The sequence below is a fragment of the Halobacterium litoreum genome, assembly GCF_021233415.1.
Taxonomy (GTDB): Archaea; Halobacteriota; Halobacteria; order Halobacteriales; family Halobacteriaceae; genus Halobacterium; species Halobacterium litoreum.
On the sequence record NZ_CP089466.1, the window covers coordinates 1,255,300 to 1,273,134 of the forward strand.

Sequence of the window (17,835 nt, forward strand, 5' to 3'; positions counted from 1 at the left end):
TCTTGATTGGGCTTCGTACACCCCCGACAAGGGATTATCGAAGTTCGTCGTAGCGTTGCTCAAGCTTTGGTGCTAGAACACCGATGTCGTGGCGCTCGGCCATTCGTTTGACACCAGCACGCCCCATCTCCTCCATTTTTTCAGGATCTGCCGTACACGATGTTAACGCTTCGGACAGTGCAGTAACGTCACCTGGTTCCACGAGAATACCGGTTTCACCGTCCTCAACGACGTACGGAATATCCGCGTGAGTCGTGGACACAACCGGTTTGCCGGACGCCTGTGCTTCAAGCAGGACTGTCGGAGCGCCTCCTTCTGAGTCCCCCGAGTCGGCCAGCTTACTCGGCGCCAGTAAAAGATCGCACTCATGAACTTCCCTCAAGTAGTCGTCGTACTCTAGGAACCCCGTGAACGTCACACTATCTTCAATGTTCGCATCTCTGGCGATCTTCTGCAGTTGCTTCTGTTTGTAGGTTCCTGGACCACCGACAATCCGCAACTCTGCATCGTTCCTCTTGAACGCATTTGCAAATGCCTTGATTCCGTCTGGCATTCCCTTTTTCTGGACGAATCGGCCGACCATCAGTACGCGAATACCCCCGTCTACGTCTGGATACTGCGGTGTGATGCGTGACGTATTGATTGCAATTCGCTGGATTCCTATCTTGGACCTCGGACAGCCCAACTCCTCCACCTTCTCGGCCATCGCCGGTCCCTCGACGAGTACGAGGTCTCCCTGGTCGAACAGCGTCTGATACTGCTCTCGTGCGTCCGCTTCTTGTTGAACGAAGCGCGAAGCGTCGTACCCATAGAATGACGTCACTAGCTTCCGATTGTCACGTTGATACGGAGCTAAATCTACGCCCATCGGCCCGAAGTGGGCGTGCATAATATCCGGGTCTCGTCGCTCCAGCACTCGGGGGTAGTAAGTGTCCCTGATATCCTTGACACCTAACTTGGCGAGAGCCCCATAGGTCCAGAATCGAGGATTCCACCGTGGTAACTCCATGAAAATCTCTCTTGGGGAGAACTCAAACAGATCCACGTTCTCACTGAACGTCCCACAGACGAACGGCTCATATCGCTCGTGATTAGTAAGGTATTGATATATAAACGTCTCTGTGATTGGAAGATAATTTGAAACGAAGTGGCCAACGTCGTTACTCATTCGTCGGGTCTCGAAGTGCGTCTACGACGAAATCCTGTTCATCGTCCGTCATATATGGATACATCGGAATTGATAGAATACCCTCGTACAGCGTATCCGCGTTGGTGTGCTCTCCAGCCACGTCGTTGTAGTACGAGAGTTCGGAGATTGGTGGGTAATGAACGCCTGTGATTATCCCTCTTTCGGAGAGATAGTCGTACAACTCTGCCCGTGTCAATGGGTACTCTCCTTGGACTTCGATCACGAAAAGGTGGAAGGCATGTTCGGTGCTTGATTCATTTTCCCCAACCCATTCGAGTCCAGGAATCTTCTGAAGGGCGTCGACGTATCGGTCTGCAACGTTCCGTCGCGATTCGTTCATTGCGGGAAGCTGCTGGAGCTGACTATTCCCGATGGTCGCCTGAATTTCACTCATTCGGAAATTGAACCCAAGGCCATCCACGTCGTAGCCCCAGTTGTCCCTCTTCTCGTCGGGGGACTTCGTCTGATGGTGATTTCTGAGCTTTCGGACGTCGGCCGCGATCTCTTCGTCGTTCGTGACGACCATCCCGCCTTCACCTGTTGTCATGTTCTTCGTCGCATAGAAACTATAGCATCCCGCATCTCCCCACGACCCGACTGGTTTTCCGTCGAGTGTGGCACCAGGCGCGTGCGCACAGTCCTCGATTACGGCTGCGTCGTGCTCTTCGGCGATGTCCGTGATTTCGGTCATGTTGGCCGGCAAGCCATACAGGTGAACCGGGATGACAACTGAGACGTCGTGTTCGTCGAGTAGCCGCTGGAGGCTCTCAGTATCCATGTTCCCATTCGAGTTCACGTCACAGAGGACTACCTCGCCATCGAGTAGTTCGACGACGTTCGCAGTGGCAGAGAAGGTCATCGCCGGAACAACCACTGTATCGCCCGCTTCCACTCCCAGAGCTCGCAGACACGCGTACAGAGCAGACGTACACGAATTTACTGCAATTCCGTGCTCGCAGCCGTGCGCTTCCGCGAAGGACTCTTCGAACGACCGCGTCTCCGGTCCGAGTGTGAGCCACCCAGACGCAATGACGTCCCCGATACCCGCGAGGACTTCGTCCCCGATAACGTTCTCGGGCTTGTACAGCGGGACTTCGTCTTCCATGACATACGACGATGGGGGGATTTCAATAATGGTTTCGGAGGCCCCGCCGAGAAACCTGAAATCTGCACGTTGAATTTTAGATATATCCCCTTTCACGAGCCAACGTAAGCGGTGCTAAGGTCCATCCAGTCGCTGGTTGGGAAGCTGCGATGTCCAATGCTCGGTCAACAGAGACATATCGCCAGTCTATATACTCTGAGTCTTCAGGTGTAGATTGTCCCTCGGATAATCCTTCTGCAACAATTATCGAACGCTTATACCGTGCCGTTGCCGTTGGGTAGTACGTAGATAGGTGGAAGAATTCACTTGCCGATATCCCGGTCTCCTCACGTAATTCACGCTTGGCTGCCTCAATGTGCGACTCTTCCTCTTCCACGTGTCCTCCTGGACACTCTGTGAATTTCTGTTTTAATTTGGGGCGATACTGTTCTACCATTACAACTTTTCCGTCTGAAACTGCTACGACAGCGATTGCATCTTTCGGGCGGTCAACCCAGTAATAATCTTTGACTTCGCCGTCGGGATTTCTCACTTGATCTGACCCAACAGAGAACCACGGACACTCGAATTTTGTATCTTGACTAAGTGTCTGCCAGTTTTCTCCCATGAAATTGTGCTATTCCGGCCCAGCTATATTACTACACTCAAATCTCGTCGTATATCTCATCCATGTTGTCAATACAACGGTTGAGTGAATCGTCTAATTTGACCTTTGGGTCCCAGCCGAAGTCTGCGTTCGCTTTATTAACGTGGGGAACTCGCTTCTTCACGTCGTCGTCATATATTGGAACGTAATCGAATTCTAGTTCTTCACCTCTAACAATTCCGTGATCCCTTCCTTTCGCGAAAATTCGACGAGCAAGTTCTTTCATAGTTACTGGCTCAGGATTTGCCAGATTGTACGTCTCGTTTGTCGTTGCATCTGCAAACGACTGGTTAGCAATTGCTTCTGCAACCTCATTGATCCACGTGAAGCAACGGACCTGCTCTCCGTCACCGAAGATTTCCATTGGGTTCTGCTTCTCGACGAGTATCTTCCGCAAAAAGTCGGCGAAGACGTGGCTAATCCCTGCTTCGTCCTCACTCTTCTCGTAAGGGGTGATTATATTGAATGGCCTCCAGATTGTGTATTCGATACCATATTGTTCTTCAAACGCCATACTAAGACGTTCTCCTACAACCTTCGAGAGCCCGTAGTCAGTTGAGGGGACTCGGCTTTTCCACACATCCGCCTCATTGTGAGGCGGTTCATCTTGCTCATATACCATCGACGAGGACAGATACGCTACACGCGACACATCGTGCTTCTTTGCTGCTTCCAGAATGTTTCGGTGGATGACTACGTCGTTGGAAAGAATATCTGCGGGATATTCATGGAACCCTTTGACACCATATATTAACGCAGCTGCGTTGATGACCCCGTCTACATCACTTACGAGATCCATCACTCGATCATGTTCTGTTAGATCAGCTTTGTGGAATTCGTATTCCTCCGGGTCAACCACTCGGGTGTGGTTGTAGTCGTCGTATCTAGCGTGGTTATCCACGCCAACCACCTCATGATCGTTTTGCAGTAGGTGTTTGATAGTCCACTGCATTAGCGATCCCTCACTACCGGTTACCAGAATTCTCATAGACTCACCTCGGTTTCACCGCTGAGCTCGTCGTCCAATTCCCGCCCCACAAAGTAGCCGTTGTCAGATTGGTATCTGGCAGCATCCCAGACACCCCAGATATCACAGTAAAGACAGTCATCGTTATTGACACGGCGTTGAATCGAATCGAAATCTTCGAACTCTGTGTGTGGCGTCATGAGAATCACCCAGTCGCTTTGCTCGATGTCTTCCAAATCGTCGTAACCGGGAACATTCGGTTCCACTTCGACGACATTTCGATACCCCTTCATCTGGAGTTGTTTCTCCATTTTGAATGAGACAGAGTTCCGGACGTCGTCGGAATCTCTTTTGAAAGTCATTCCAAGAACTGAAATTTTAGACGGGTCGGGGGACTTCTCGGCCATTCTTTTTATGATCTGGGCGGGCATCCCTTCGTTGATCTGGTAGGCAGTTGAAACAAGTTCGTTAAATGGGATATTATCGACTAGGAACCACCCGTCCTTCGTCAGGCATGGCCCACCGACGTTGGCGCCTGGAGATGGGACATCAAACCGGGGATAGTTCTTACCAGTTTTATCCAGAATCTTGTTTACGTTGACGTTGTGGTGTGTGGCGAAGGATTCCGTGATTAGGTGGAATTCATTCGCTGCGGCGAACGTTAGGTACCGCCACATGTTCGTAAACAGTTTGCCGAGTTCTGCCTCGGTTGGATTCAATCTGAGGCAGTCCTCTTCAAGAATACTATTGAATACCTCCGCGGTACGCTCGTAGCTGTCGTCGTCTGGCGCACCGATAAGTTGTGGGAGACCAACAATCTCTTCAAACGCTTTGTGTTGTGCTATTCGCTCTGGGGCAAACGAGACGTAGACGTCCTCTCCGACCGTAAATCCTCGTTCTTCTAGGGTTTCACAGACGAGTTCTGTCGTGCCCGGATAGATTGTCGAACGGAAAATTAGCAACTGGTTGTCGCTGAGGTTTGGAATCACCTCGTTTACGACATCTAACAGAACGTCCATCTGTGGATTATGGTGTTCGTCGATGGGGGTACCAATGACGAACATGATGACATCGCAATTTTCAGCTGTCTCAATTTCAGTAGTCGTATCTAAGCGACCGGAGGCCAGTACAGTTTCGAGCATCTCCTCGCCTCCTGGCTCATTGAACGGCAGTTCTCCACTTTCGACCGTTTGCAGTCTAGTCTCATCCTTGTCAATGAGTGTTACTGAGAAGCCAGCATCGGCGAGTACTATACCTAAGGGCAGACCAACATGGCCTCCACCACCGATGATTCCAATCCGCATACATCCATGCTGATGCACGTCCCTATTAGCCTTATCATAGCTTTTGTCCGAAGAACGTACCAGTAAATCTGCAGTCAGTCAGAACCAGACTTCACACCTTGATATCCTGGAACCGGTGATGAGTTTGTTCTTGAACCCCTATCTCATGCGCTCCGAAATTTCCCAAATTGAAATTCTAAACCCTCCAAATTTTATATATGTGTTTCGAGTGTAATGAAGCTCGAATTGCGCCACTAATAGCCCTCACTCTGGAAAAATTATCCACGCCTCACAAAGTGTGCAGCTAACTCGATCTGCATCAGCGGCCTGTCCAGACGAACCGCCGGTAGTATAGAAGTGACAATCGATTAGTCTATTGATAATTGTGCTCTAATATGTGTACAAGATGGGTGTTGATTCTTGCCGTTCTCCACTACTTCAACGACATCGTATCCCTTACTATTTAGAATGTCCACTACTTCACTATGATTATTGTGCGTCTCGACAAGTAAAACCGATGGTTTGACATCCATCTTCTGTAAAATTGCAGTTTCTGCGCCTTCACAGTCCATTTCATAAACATCAGCGTGGGGCAGTTTGCTTGCCGGGACTCTATTCACATCAGATGGTGGATTCTGAGTGAAATTTGACCCGGCCACTTCACCCACCGCTGCCAACTCTATGTCGACTTTATCGGTACAATCATTTAATTCAATTGTCTGACTCAATATCTCATATGTTTGCTTGGATTGTTCAAATGCAGTTACTTTGCTATCCGTCACTTTGCTTGCAACTACTGCTGTAACACCGAGCCCGCCACCAATGACAACTACCTCGTCACCCTTCTCAGCATAGGATTTAAGCGACTCAACCTCAGTATATTCATATTCTGGATCATTTTCTGTTGGATATGCCGGTTCATAGTATGGAGAATACACATCGAGCAAATTAATATTTACTGGCACGACAACGTCATTTAGTTCCAGTTGTCGCGATTTATCCGGCGTGAAACGTTTTAAAGAATTTACTACTTTTGTATAATTCGAGTGTGTTTTGTTTCGGATATACGATTGAATACTGTTTAGTAGACTTATCAAACCCTCTTCGGAGTAAATCTCCCAAACCCTGGTTGGTAGAGACTGTCCTGGCATAATTATCCATTAGCCCCTATCGCATACTTAGTGATGTTGAAAATCACATTTAATGGATTGTCTCCTGAATCCTGTAATCAGAAGCCCAGTCGTTCACAAATTCACACCCAATCCCTTTTGAAGACCCACGCGAATGAACCCCATTCTCTTAACAAAACTGGGGCGATTAAATTTCAAGGATGATGAGGAACTTGCTGAGAGTATTAGTTCAATCTACGCACTCATCTAACTCCCGCACCTAAGATGTGATTCTCGAGAGAACGATTCTAAGTTTGTAACTGTCTCTCCCGGAATATTCGTGAATAGAAGTGCCTTATTTAATCCGGCCAAGAATGTCGATATGGGTACTACTTTGACAGGAAACCCTGTGGGATAGTAGAATCTTCCATCAGGACTGTGAAGTACCCCACAGAAGGTGTCATAACTCGGACTCAGTCGTCGGCATTCCCGAGAAATCTATCCGCTGCAATCTCTGGTTCCATAAATTCATCATAGACCTCTCCTGCCTGATCTCCAATACTGCCTTCCTTTTCCATTTCGTAGAACTGTCCAATTCGGTCTGACACCATTGTTCTATCTTCAAGTAAAACCGCCGTCTCCCCGTCTTCGAATAGCTCGCAAATTGCAGGCGAGTCTACACTCAGCATGGGCTTCGAGAAATACGCGGCTTCTGCAGCCTTGTTTCCAATACCAATATCTCCGTGAGGGTTGTGGACTAACCGATTACTAACTAGGTCTGCAGCATCAATGTAGGCCAAAAGCGTCTTATTGTCTACAAACCCCTCGAATTTGACGTTATCTAGTGATTTTCGTTTTGCGTCCTCCATGATTTCTGTCCGGCTCCCACCATCACCGAGAAAGACGAACTCTTTATCAGGATGAGATTCGGCAGCAGAGAGAAGTTCTGAAACGCCATGGAAGTTGATATAGTTCCCCCAGTACAGAATATTCACGTCAACGTTACTGTCATTATTACCTCCTTCCCGGCTTGCAAATCGATCTTCATCTACCCCGCAGTAAATTGTTACAGCATTTTCCATCGGTAAGTCGAAAGCATCGGCAAACTCCTCAGTCATCGCATCCGTTAGAGAAATGTATTTGTTTGCTACTTTGATCGCCAGTTTATCTAGCTTGAAATAGAGTCGAGCGGCGGGGGAGTTCTGGGCTACTAGTTGTCTACCAAGAACGTTCGGGTAGTACAAACCACCGTGCGAATCAAAGTAGAGGGGGAGTCAAGAACAATTGCCAATATCTTCATTGAAAATACACTGTAATCTGAAGCGTTTGCCGCGAAGAGGATATCTGCGTCTTTGAGAGTTCGCAGGTGTAAAGCGGAGTAAAGGAGTGCTAGGGTATTCTCTATCAATATGAGTGCGACGAGGAATACCCAGAGTAGATACCCGTCGAATCGGTCGGACAGATTTCGCTGTCTTCGACGAGTGAAAAGACTGGGCGATTGAACTTTCTGAACTGTGTGCCCCCTCCGCCTGAGTCCCTCTTCAATTACGTCATCACGATTTGACCAACCAGGAAAAGAACCGACAAATGCGATTCTACGTTTGGCGTTTGAGCTCCCCATATCTAACTCACTGCTTGAGACATCGATACTTCAATTCTTTTGTTGAACTTGATTTCACCACGGAATTGTAGTTCCGAGTGTGACCTGAGCGGAGCAACCACGGGTTGTTAAATATTTAGACCGTTAAAGTCGCTCAGAGGGATTACTATCACTACAATCGTCCTCGGTATCGATGGTACGACTTGGACGCTCTTGGATCGATGGCTGGACGATCTTCCTACGCTCTCCGGGATTGTTGAGAATGGTACATCCAGCGAACTCGAAAGCTCAACCCCGCCAGTCACTAGTCCTGCCTGGCGGTGCTACGGGACCGGAAAGAACCCCGACGACATCGGTGTCTACTGGTGGCGACAACTCGACCGGGAGACAAACGAGTTCGTCGGGGCCGACCAGTTGCCGCTCACCGACGAGTGTTACTGGGAGCGACTGTCCGACGCCGGGTACCAGGTTGCGGTCATGGGCGTTCCGCTTAACTCTCCGCCCCAAGCGGTTGATGGACACTTCGTGAGCGGCGGACCCTTCGCCGACCCAGACAACTACACGTATCCAGAGTCCCTGTCGGACACTCTGGAGAGTGAGTTCGATTACCAGCTCCATCCGAAGGAGTACCCGTCTGTCGAGAACGCAACTGACTCAGAGATCGTAGCCGATTTCGAGGCGATGATCGAACAGCGCTTCGACGTTGCGGAGTGGCTGCTGGAAGAGCACGACCCTGACTTCCTCAATCTCACCCTCTTCTACATCAACGTCATGCAGCACAAGGCGTGGGATGCACCGGAAGTGAAGGGCCTCTGGAAAGTTATCGACGAGCGAATCGGCGAGTTGGTCGATAGTGACGACAACCTCATTATTCATTCCGACCACGGGCTGCACGAGGTCGAGCGGGTTTTCTATCTCAACGCGTGGCTCGAACAACAGGGGTATCTTTCGGTTACCGCTCCCGAGGATGACCGCTCAGTTGTGGACTACGTCAAAAGTGTAACCGATGCCCTTGGAATCTCAGAGCAGGTCGGTCGCGTTCTTCCAGAATTTATTCGCCAACGTGTCGGTTCTGGTCGTCGATTGCTTGACTCGGGGGAATACGAGTCCAGAATCGATTTCGACGAATCCCGTGCCGTAGCACTTCCACAGGGGCCTGTGTACTTGCTGGATGATGATCCGTCATTTGCAGATGCACTCACTAATGAACTACTTGCGGTGGAAGACCCCAAAACGGGCAGACGGGCTCTGGAGGACATCGTGCCTGCCTCAGACGTGTACGGTGACCCAGTTGGGGAGAATGCCCCCGACCTGCTGGTCCGATGGAACGACGGCTTCGAGGTCAAGAACCAACACTCTGAAGACGAAAAACAGGTGTGGGGTTCGCCGCACGGTGTCCTCGCGGACAACGCCCAGCAGGGAGTGGTAATCGCGGAAGGACCTAGCTTTGGTTCCAGTGACGATGTGAAAACGCCTTACCTTACCGATATAGCACCCACTGTCCTTCACTTATTTGGGGAGCCGATTCCTGAGGGATTCTCTGGTTCTGTGGCCATGGATCTGTTTGCACCGGGGTCAGAACCTGCGAACAAGGAGGTTTCGTACACTACGGCAACCATGTCTGGACGAAGCAACGGCCACGAAGATGCTACTCAGGACGTAAACGATCGGCTCCAAGATCTCGGATACCTCGAGTAACGCGGCTATTTTCGTTGCGACGACCCGACGCTTATTTCGTTGCCTCCTGACCTAATTCGTGTTTTCAGGCGTCTTTCTTGATAGTGTTGGCGTACATAGACAATACACGACAAAACTTTATTCCGGTGTTGCTAGTAGATATCTACTATGAGTGAAACGACTCGCCCTCCGAACATTCTACTAGTCGTTTTAGATTCAGCGCGCGCCCGGAATTTTGGAATTTACGGACACGACCGTGAAACGACGCCGTTTTTATCGGAGTTCGAGAAGGAGTCAGTAAAGTTTACGTCTGCGTGGTCTCCCGGTGTTTGGACACTTCCGAGTCACGTGAGTATGCTCTCTGGGTACGACGTTGCTGAGCACGGTGTTACTAGTACCGAAGACAGCATCAATCCTCAGGAGACAGTATTTCACAAGCTATCGGAGCGGGGATACGATACTGGTGTTTTCTCTGAGAACACCTGGCTGACAGAGGCGGAGGTCGGCCTCAAGCACTCCTTCGACACCGTTCGTGGGAAGCCGAGTGTGATTTATCCGAGTGGATTGAATCCAGGTGAATTCGCACACAGAAACGAGTACGGCGATTACCTCGCATTCATCCGTGAATCGTTATCGCACGATGCGCCGTTGAAGTCTCTTCTTAATGGCGTCGCAGCGAAAGTTCAGTACGACTTCCCAGAGCGTGTTTCGAACTGGCTCCTCGCTGAACCAACTGGAGAGTACTACGTTGATTCCTTCCTTAAGTGGTCTCGCGACTCTTCTGGCCCATGGGCAGGATGTATCAACCTCATGGACGCTCACCGCCCATATGTTCCATCGGCAGATATGGACCTGTGGAGTGATTCTACGGCTTGGGAAGTACAGAAATCGCTCTCAGACCCCGTATGGCCGTTCCTTCGAGAGGATGAGCCCCTGTGGAAATTACGGGAACTTGAGGACCTGTACGACGGCGGAATTCGGCAATGCGACCACGCAATAAAGCGCTTAATTCACGGTCTCAAGGAACGGGACGCACTTGAAGATACATTTGTCATCATTACTGGCGACCACGGGGAAGGATTCGGGGAGGACAGTTTTCTCCGTCCTGACGAACCTGTCGTAGAGCACAAAGCAGGTATCCATCCAGTCCAGACAAATGTCCCCCTTCTAGTCCGAACTCCCTCCAAACAGAGTGGTTCGGTAACGAATCCAGTTTCACTCACTCGAATTCACGATGTGATTCTATCGATGGTCTCTGAGGACTTCGAACCGACAGATTTCAGCGCTGAGACTGGAGCACGTATCAGCTATACGGGCGGAGCCGCCCAACAAATCGATTCACAGACAGACGGTGAAGAACCTACTGCGAACTGCGTCGTCCAGCAAATCGGCGACAAGGTCGTGAAACTCACAGAGTGGGGCGACAGCGAAGCGTCGGTCTCAATTGAAGACGCCCAAGTAGCCACTCCGAACGACGAATACGAGATAGAGCCTCGAGTTTCAGCGGCTTTCTCGACTCTGCGGACCCCCGATATTCGTGAAGATCGAACTGAGCCAATTGAGCCCGGTGTAAAGGACCGCCTCGAGGAATTGGGTTATCGGTGACGAACTCAGGGGACGTTTAACCGCTTTAGAACTGTATTCGCGATTCGACGTCCCTCTTTGCTGATTGTGAGTAGTACCAGTCCATACGATGCTGCTCCAGCCCCAACGATGAACAACAGCGACATCCACGACGATATAGCCGTCTCTCGTAGCAGTACCCAAACCATCACAGCCATCACTGTAGACGCTACGAGTTGGTGGCCGATGAACCGCCAGGAAAGGTCGGTTACCGAAGCAACACTTGTATTTAGGTAATAGAGAGAGATTACTGAGCGGAGTGCGTGAGAGCCGACGAGGCAGTAGAGGAAAAGGGACTCCCAATCCAATGTAAGTGTAACTGCAAACAGTGGGACTGCTACGGCCGTGGTTAGTATACTTGACTTTGCGACTAAATCGGGGTAGTTCGACCCAGCAAGGGAGCTGGTGAGTATTTTTGTAAGTGCTTGGAATACGAATGCCGCTGCGACAGCAGCCAAGATGTATCCCGAATCAGCATACTGTGCACCGTATACTGTTACCATTACTTCGTCCCCAAGCACGAGAGCTCCGGCAGTCAATGGAGTCGCGAACAGAATGGCGACATCTACACCGTTCTGGATCGCTTGGACCGGATTGTTGCCTCGCTCGATACTGGCACTCACCTGCACGAAGATTGACTCGATAACGCTTCTCACTGGAATACGAGCCGGTTCAATCAGGTTCTTGGCCGACTTGATGTAGGATGCCAACGTCGGTGAGAATAATAGCCCTGGAAGAACGACCACTGAATTCTCCAGAATCTCGTTTCCCAGGCGAGAGAGGAGAGACCAGCCCGAGAAATTGCGGACGTCGTCAAAGGTGGACCATCTCGGTGGTTGCGTCGGAATTTCGAACCGTCGGAGGTACGCGGTCAAACCAACGAGCAAGCCAGAGAGCGCAGCACTATAGATTAATCCCGCAGCACCCATCCCAAATCCAAGAATGAACAGGAATCGAAGTACAGCAGTGAGTAGTCCGTCAGCGAAATCGAGGCCGGCTGCTGTCCCCGTGGATCCGACTCCATCGAAGATGCGCTCAACGTGGAAAAGGAACGTTCGACCGAGCAGATGCGCGATTCCAGCAACCGCAAGTGGTTCAAACGGTAGTTCAGTAACTGACCCCAGCCAAAAGACTGCCGCGCCACATAGGGCTGCGTATCCCACTATGAAGATAGCTCCGAATGTGAAAAATCGCTCGTAGTCGCTCGTATCTTCACTGATCCGTTTTCGGATCGCAATCGCGATCGCGTTCGGAGCACTCCCCAATATGAGACTGATTCCGATTAGGGTGTACGCTGTGCCAAAACTGCTAGTTGAAAAGTAGTTCGCGAAGTAGACGAATGCGACAAATGCAGCTATCTTGTCCAGACTGTCCCAGAGAAAGGTGAACAGCGCCTCGCGAGTTAGATCCACCTCTGCAGGGGTTTTCATCGAGTCCCTCCTGAGTGGCGAATTAGTCCAAAATCTGCACCTGAGCCGCAGTTAATCAGTTCTCTTCGAGTCATGCCCTGAAGCTTCGTTTCGTATCTAACAACCGATCATACGCGTCAATCCCAAGAATAGACACCAAGAGATACATGATGAGCTTCGGTTCGAAGGGATATTCGAGGATTGCGTTCGCGAAATACCGCCTGGCAATCGCCGAGTTCCGATTCACGAGTGCAGCATCCCCGACTTCCATTCGTAGTCTAGCGAGCGCCCGCCGTCGGAATACCGCCCCATATTCACTCGCCTGCGCTTCGATGAGCGATTCGAAGAACGGATACGTCGTCTCGAGGAGCGTGTCGAGGTTCTTGCTGATTTGGTCGTCTTTTCCGGAGCGCTTGACCGTCAGGTGTTCGTGTACTGCTTTGAAGCCGTAGTGGTCTGCAACGCGGAGGTAGAACTCCCAGTCCTGCCAACTCGGCAGGTCTCGCTTCAAATCACCAACAGTTTCGAATACCTCGGTTTTCACGACGATACTCGAGAACGTCCCCACATAGTCACCGAGGAGGAGTCGACGTTTCGGATTGTCGGGTGCCGCCGTAGAGACCTTGTCGATGGTTGCGCCATCGAAGTCCTGAATTTCGATCGCCGTGTGGACGAGGCCACAGTTCTCTGGTGCATCGTCGAACGCTTCGAGTTGCCGTTCCAGTTTGTCTGGCTTCCAGTAGTCGTCTGCATCCAGGAACGCGACGAATTCTCCCTCCGCTAACTCGATTCCCTTGTTCCTAGCTGCGTTCGCCCCCTGGTTCTCCTCAAAACAGTAATACTGGACGGTCTCGTATTCGTCGAGCAGTCGTTCGGTACCGTCAGTCGATGCGTCATCCACGACGACGACTTCGATGTCTTCGTAGGTTTGAGCGAGAACGCTGTCGATTGCTTTGCCGAGTACGTCTGCCCGGTTGTACGTCGGGATGACGACGCTCACGGTTCCGGGGGCAGTCATCATTTTCGACTCGGAGGGTGAATGATAAAACGATACTGCTCTGGTTGCGGCGTCGCGCCGGTCAGGTGGACTCTTCGCGGAGACGTTGCTCAGCCCGGTCGCGGTCTTCAGGATAGCCCACGTCGATTCGCCATCCTTCCATTTGAATTGCGTCTATCGTGCGGCCGCTCTCGATGAGCAAGTCAATGGCTTCGGAGAGCTCGTACTCGCCACGACTCGACGGTTGGACCAGATGGCAGGCGTGGAAGATTGCGGGAGTGAAGGTATAGAACCCCGTCATGACCAGATTCGACGGTGGATCATCTGGTTTCTCGACGACGTTCACGATTTCGCCGTCGTGGTTGGTGTCACACACTCCATACCGGGACGCTTCTTCTCGAGGAACCTCCTCTACGAGAAACGCGGCGTCCGTGTGCTGGGATTGTTGTCGCTCAACCACTTCACCGAGGTTCGCATCGAAAACGTTGTCGCCGAGCATCAACACGAAATCATCATCGACGTGGTCTTCGACAGTGACCAGTGCGTGAGCGAGTCCGTTCTGCTCTCGTTGGTGAGCGTACGTGATTGGAATCCCCCGAAACTCATCACCGAAGTGACCGATAATGTTCTCTTTCCGGTAGCCGACGACGACAATGATTTCATCGATGCCAATTCCCTCCAACTGCTCGAAGACGTGTGTTAGAATCGGCAGACCGTCGACTTTGACCATCCCTTTCGGCTTATCGTCTGTGAGGGGGCGGAGTCGAGTGCCTTCTCCCGCAGCGAGAACGACGGCTTGCATTATTCGGTGGGAGTTGATGGGGCGGCAAATAGGTTTGGTGTGGTCAGTCTATCTCACCATCGGCTCACTCATATTCGTCGTAACGCTGGGCATGTGCCGAGCAGAGACATTTTGTAGAGGCCTGTCGAACGTTGTGGCAACGATGGGATTCGTGAAGGAGATGAAGTATAAAGTGGTTGTTGGTTTGGCTGCCCCGGGGGCTTCTTTAATTCGATTAGCCGTGCCAAAACACCAATGACTAACGAGGAGACCGTCTTCGCAATCACGGCAGACCAAGGTGCATTTGGCAACCAAGCACTCGCTCTTGCCCGTTCTATTCAGACGCACCATCCTGATGCGGGAATCGTAGTATTCGTTCCCGAAACGGGTGCACGACACATGTCTAGTGGTTTATTGGAGGGTTTGGGGGAGATTGCAACGGTAGAAATTGGCCCGTATCCTGACCCCGAGTACCCCATATCAGCCCAACTTCGGGCATTCGAACTCGCTGCAGAACGTAGCGGAGTAGAGCGAGCGGTCATGCTCGATACCGACATCATTCTGTTGGATAGCCTCACTTTCTCTGCAGATGACGCTGCACTGAGCGCTCGTCCATGCACACTTCGTGGGTCATTCTGGACGAACAATGTATCAATTCCCGTTTGGGAGACATTGTACGAGCGCTACGGATTTGATGAGCCCACTCGTCGCGTGTCGTCAGTGCTCGGCGGTGAGTTACCGTATCCGTTCTACAACTCGGCGGTTGTCGTTGCGCACGATCTCTCGATACCCAAACGACTTCTGGACGTGACTATGGATATTCGGTCCGAAAACAGTAATAACATCGTTGAGTCGGCAGGGAATGAAACCCCGCTGTTCTACAGTGATCAAGTTGCACTGTCACTGCTCGCACAGGAGTACCCGTTCACACAACTTCTGCTAAAGAACAATTACCCAGTCACGGCGTTTCTTCGGATTCCGTCGTCTGTTGCAGGCCTCCACTATGGCGATCGGAAACTCCTCAGTACCGCTCTACCTCAGACAGAGTGGGATGAGTACGCCGAGTTGCTGGAACTCGAGTCGGATACAAAAAATTGGATGCGGCGAGCATTGAGTGTAGGTTGGTTTCGCGTGGCAAACCGTATTCCGTACCGCTTCCAGACGTTTCTCCGTCGCGTAGCAAACTCTCGGCACGCGCCCTAATTACCGGTATCCGAGTGCTTCTAGCCGGTTGGATACATCTTCGTCAGTCGTTCCTTGGCGGGTCATCTTCGGTTCGTATTCGCGTACTTGTGTCGCACTAGTTGTGACCCATGGGACGTTCCGGAGGGATGGGAGACAAATTCCGCCAGGATGTCCATAAATACCGTACTCTCCGATAGCATTGCCGTGGTCCGCTGTTATTGCGACGGTGCCCGCATCGATGGTATCCAACAGCAACTCGACTTCATCAAGAACTGTTCGGAGGTTCTCACGGTAGGCATCCCAGAGATCTTCCTGTTCTATCTCTCCGTCTCGGAGTAATTCCCAAACGTTCCTCGAATCGAATGTCTCTCCCCAACTCTCTAGCGAGAGGCCCGTTCCAGCGAGTGAAGAGTCGAGGAACGGATAGTGTGGCTGCATGTAGTGAACGATCATCTGGTCCGCGTCTTCACGCGACTGCCATCGTGAGATAGCAGTGTCAGTGAGTGGCCGAGGCCGAATAGTTTCTGCATCATCGTCCCAGCCGTCCCGCCAGACTTCGTGGAATTCCGCAAAATCGTCTGCGTTGGCGTGCTCGTTGCTGAAGGGGTTCCCAGTGACGTAAATTGTGTTCTCGGTTCTATCTCGGTGCCTTTCCGTGAATGTATTTTTCATCCACTCCGCAGAAGTACTGGCTACCGACCAGCGAGTCCCAACTGAGTTCAGAAACGAGTATTCATCCTCGACTTCCCGCATCAAGTCCACTCGGCACGCATCCAGAATGAGGAGAACGTCCCAATCATCGGAGAAAATGTTTTTCCCTTTTTTGTTGCCGAACAGAGAGCAACCTGCTCGTAGCATAGATTCGTAACTATAGAAGAATCCCTCACGAACCAGTTGCTTGAGTCCTTGAGACCGATAAATCTGCAATCCAGACTGAGTTAGAGATTGCTTTGAGCCGGTCATAGATACCTGATTCTACGATAGCGGTAAAAACAGTTCGCACTTGTCTAAATAATTTCTAAGAGGAATAAGGGCTTAGTCGAATGCTTCTCGTAACTCCGCATCGACATCCCAGGTTCCATCCGAATCACCCACTATGAGTTCGACGCTCGCACGCAGGAGCGACACTTGTGTGTCGAAAACTGAGTACAATGCTTGTGCTGAGCCAAGCCAATCCCGCTGTCCGAGGTAGACGAACAGACCGGCCGCGAGTGGTAGACCAAGGCCGATTGCGCCCCACTCTAGAATGGCGCCAACAGTCCCAACCACTAGCGTAGAGAGCAGCAGCCACGGGGAGAGTATCATGAACCACCAGTTGAACGGCAACACGACCTTACCGTACTTGCCGTACTTTCCGAGTGCGTCTCGGTGCTGGACCAACAACCGAATCAGCCCCATCCCACGCCGGTCTTTCTGCTTGCGACGCTTGACGAAGTTCGAGAAACTCGCTTCCTTGTACCGGACGGCCGGATCGAAGATCACTCGCCCTCCCTGCCGGCGAATCTTCAATGCCAGTTCCGTGTCGTCCGCAAGAGAATTTGGATCAATCGGCAACAGCGCGTCGTTCTCGAAGGCGGAGAACGGTCCGTGGAAGATGAGCGTCGAGTCGAGATGCGATTCCAACTGTTGGATGTGGGACTGCACGCCGCGATAGCCGGACTCGACTTCACTCCCACCCAGGACTTCCACGTTCTGTCCGGTCACGGCCGCGATGTCGTCGTCCGCGAGGTTCGCAGCGGCCTCTCGAAGCACGTCCGACGGGAGCTTCGAGTCGCAGTCGGTCTTCACGACCATTTCGTTGTCGGCAGCCTCGTAGGCATCGTTGAGCGCGGGAGCGAGTCCGCGGCGTTCGTCTTCCTCGAGCAACACCAGGTCGGGGGCTTCGCGGTCTGCGAAGAAATCTCGAATTATCGCTCGGGTGTCGTCGTCGCTCGAATCAACGACCACCAATTCCACTTTCTCCATCGGGTAGTCGAGTTCGAGGATATCCTCGAGTTTCGTCTCGACAATCTTCTCCTCGTTGTACGTCGGAAGTACAATGCTGACTGATGGCTCCCAGTCCTGCTTGTCCGCGGGCGACCCCGATGGACGAATCCACGCGTACAGCGCGAGATACGCCACGTAGGGGATGGCCGCAACAGCCGCGAGTACAATCGCGGCCACGGCGAGTAAGTTCATGACCGCGGGTTTGTCACCTTCCGGTAAAACACCACCGCCCTCACTTGGAAGGAATACGTTTTTGCGCTTTCCCTATCGAATCCAAC

At 51.5% G+C, this 17,835-nt stretch carries 15 protein-coding genes; 3 read left to right on the top strand and 12 right to left on the bottom strand.

Going from position 1 to position 17,835, the window contains the following annotated elements; translation table 11 throughout:
• Positions 1 to 34: 34 nt before the first annotated feature.
• The 7 genes from LT972_RS06905 to LT972_RS06935 all read right to left on the bottom strand — a co-directional run bounded on the left by LT972_RS06905 (position 35) and on the right by LT972_RS06935 (position 7,543).
• A complete protein-coding gene (locus tag LT972_RS06905; RefSeq protein ID WP_232572465.1) occupies positions 35 to 1,168 on the bottom strand; it encodes a glycosyltransferase in 1,134 nt (377 codons plus the stop codon).
• Entirely contained in the window at positions 1,161 to 2,294 is a 1,134-nt protein-coding gene (locus LT972_RS06910) for a DegT/DnrJ/EryC1/StrS family aminotransferase (RefSeq protein WP_232572466.1), read from the bottom strand. The genes LT972_RS06905 and LT972_RS06910 overlap by 8 nt, the downstream gene beginning before the upstream one ends.
• A 76-nt stretch (positions 2,295 to 2,370) precedes the next feature.
• Complete coding sequence (locus LT972_RS06915) at positions 2,371 to 2,901, bottom strand: NUDIX hydrolase (protein ID WP_232572467.1); 531 nt, start codon at positions 2,899 to 2,901, stop codon at positions 2,371 to 2,373.
• A gap of 37 nt (positions 2,902 to 2,938) precedes the next feature.
• Entirely contained in the window at positions 2,939 to 3,928 is a 990-nt protein-coding gene (locus LT972_RS06920; protein WP_232572468.1) for an NAD-dependent epimerase/dehydratase family protein, read from the bottom strand.
• Positions 3,925 to 5,211, bottom strand: a complete 1,287-nt coding sequence (locus tag LT972_RS06925) for a nucleotide sugar dehydrogenase (RefSeq protein WP_232572469.1) — start codon at positions 5,209 to 5,211, stop codon at positions 3,925 to 3,927. The genes LT972_RS06920 and LT972_RS06925 overlap by 4 nt, the downstream gene beginning before the upstream one ends.
• Before the next feature lie 347 nt (positions 5,212 to 5,558).
• The gene (locus tag LT972_RS06930; RefSeq protein WP_232572470.1) at positions 5,559 to 6,341 is read right to left on the bottom strand and encodes a class I SAM-dependent methyltransferase; all 783 of its coding nucleotides are present in this window, start codon (positions 6,339 to 6,341) and stop codon (positions 5,559 to 5,561) included.
• A 431-nt stretch (positions 6,342 to 6,772) separates the two neighbouring features.
• The gene (locus LT972_RS06935; RefSeq protein ID WP_232572471.1) at positions 6,773 to 7,543 is read right to left on the bottom strand and encodes a glycosyltransferase family 4 protein; all 771 of its coding nucleotides are present in this window, start codon (positions 7,541 to 7,543) and stop codon (positions 6,773 to 6,775) included.
• Between the two features lie 533 nt (positions 7,544 to 8,076).
• On the opposite strand from LT972_RS06935, the gene LT972_RS06940 reads away from it, so the two are divergent.
• Together LT972_RS06940 and LT972_RS06945 are read left to right on the top strand one after the other, a co-directional pair.
• On the top strand, positions 8,077 to 9,597 hold the full coding sequence (locus LT972_RS06940; RefSeq protein ID WP_269780553.1) for an alkaline phosphatase family protein: 1,521 nt from the start codon (positions 8,077 to 8,079) through the stop codon (positions 9,595 to 9,597).
• Between the two features lie 147 nt (positions 9,598 to 9,744).
• Positions 9,745 to 11,181 carry a sulfatase-like hydrolase/transferase gene (locus LT972_RS06945; RefSeq protein ID WP_232572473.1) on the top strand — a complete coding sequence of 479 codons (1,437 nt, stop codon included), beginning with the start codon at positions 9,745 to 9,747 and terminating at the stop codon, positions 11,179 to 11,181.
• 5 nt (positions 11,182 to 11,186) lie between these two features.
• Here the strand turns inward: LT972_RS06945 and LT972_RS06950 are convergent, their stop codons facing one another.
• From LT972_RS06950 to aglF, 3 genes are all read right to left on the bottom strand, one after another.
• Positions 11,187 to 12,629, bottom strand: a complete 1,443-nt coding sequence (locus tag LT972_RS06950) for a lipopolysaccharide biosynthesis protein (RefSeq protein WP_232572474.1) — start codon at positions 12,627 to 12,629, stop codon at positions 11,187 to 11,189.
• A 70-nt stretch (positions 12,630 to 12,699) separates the two neighbouring features.
• Positions 12,700 to 13,626: a glycosyltransferase family 2 protein gene (locus LT972_RS06955; protein WP_232572475.1), complete on the bottom strand. Its 927-nt coding sequence runs from the start codon at positions 13,624 to 13,626 to the stop codon at positions 12,700 to 12,702.
• A 61-nt stretch (positions 13,627 to 13,687) separates the two neighbouring features.
• Positions 13,688 to 14,407 (bottom strand): UTP--glucose-1-phosphate uridylyltransferase AglF, encoded by a 720-nt coding sequence (gene aglF / locus LT972_RS06960; protein WP_232572476.1) that lies wholly within the window; start codon positions 14,405 to 14,407, stop codon positions 13,688 to 13,690.
• A 234-nt stretch (positions 14,408 to 14,641) separates the two neighbouring features.
• Here aglF and LT972_RS06965 point away from each other — a divergent pair, with 234 nt between their 5' ends.
• A complete protein-coding gene (locus tag LT972_RS06965) occupies positions 14,642 to 15,589 on the top strand; it encodes a hypothetical protein (RefSeq protein WP_232572477.1) in 948 nt (315 codons plus the stop codon).
• Here LT972_RS06965 and LT972_RS06970 read toward each other — a convergent pair whose 3' ends face one another.
• On the bottom strand, positions 15,590 to 16,534 hold the full coding sequence (locus tag LT972_RS06970) for an alkaline phosphatase family protein (protein ID WP_232572478.1): 945 nt from the start codon (positions 16,532 to 16,534) through the stop codon (positions 15,590 to 15,592).
• Positions 16,535 to 16,606: 72 nt separating this feature from the next.
• Positions 16,607 to 17,749 carry a glycosyltransferase gene (locus LT972_RS06975; protein WP_232572479.1) on the bottom strand — a complete coding sequence of 381 codons (1,143 nt, stop codon included), beginning with the start codon at positions 17,747 to 17,749 and terminating at the stop codon, positions 16,607 to 16,609.
• Between the last annotated feature and the right edge of the window lie 86 nt (positions 17,750 to 17,835).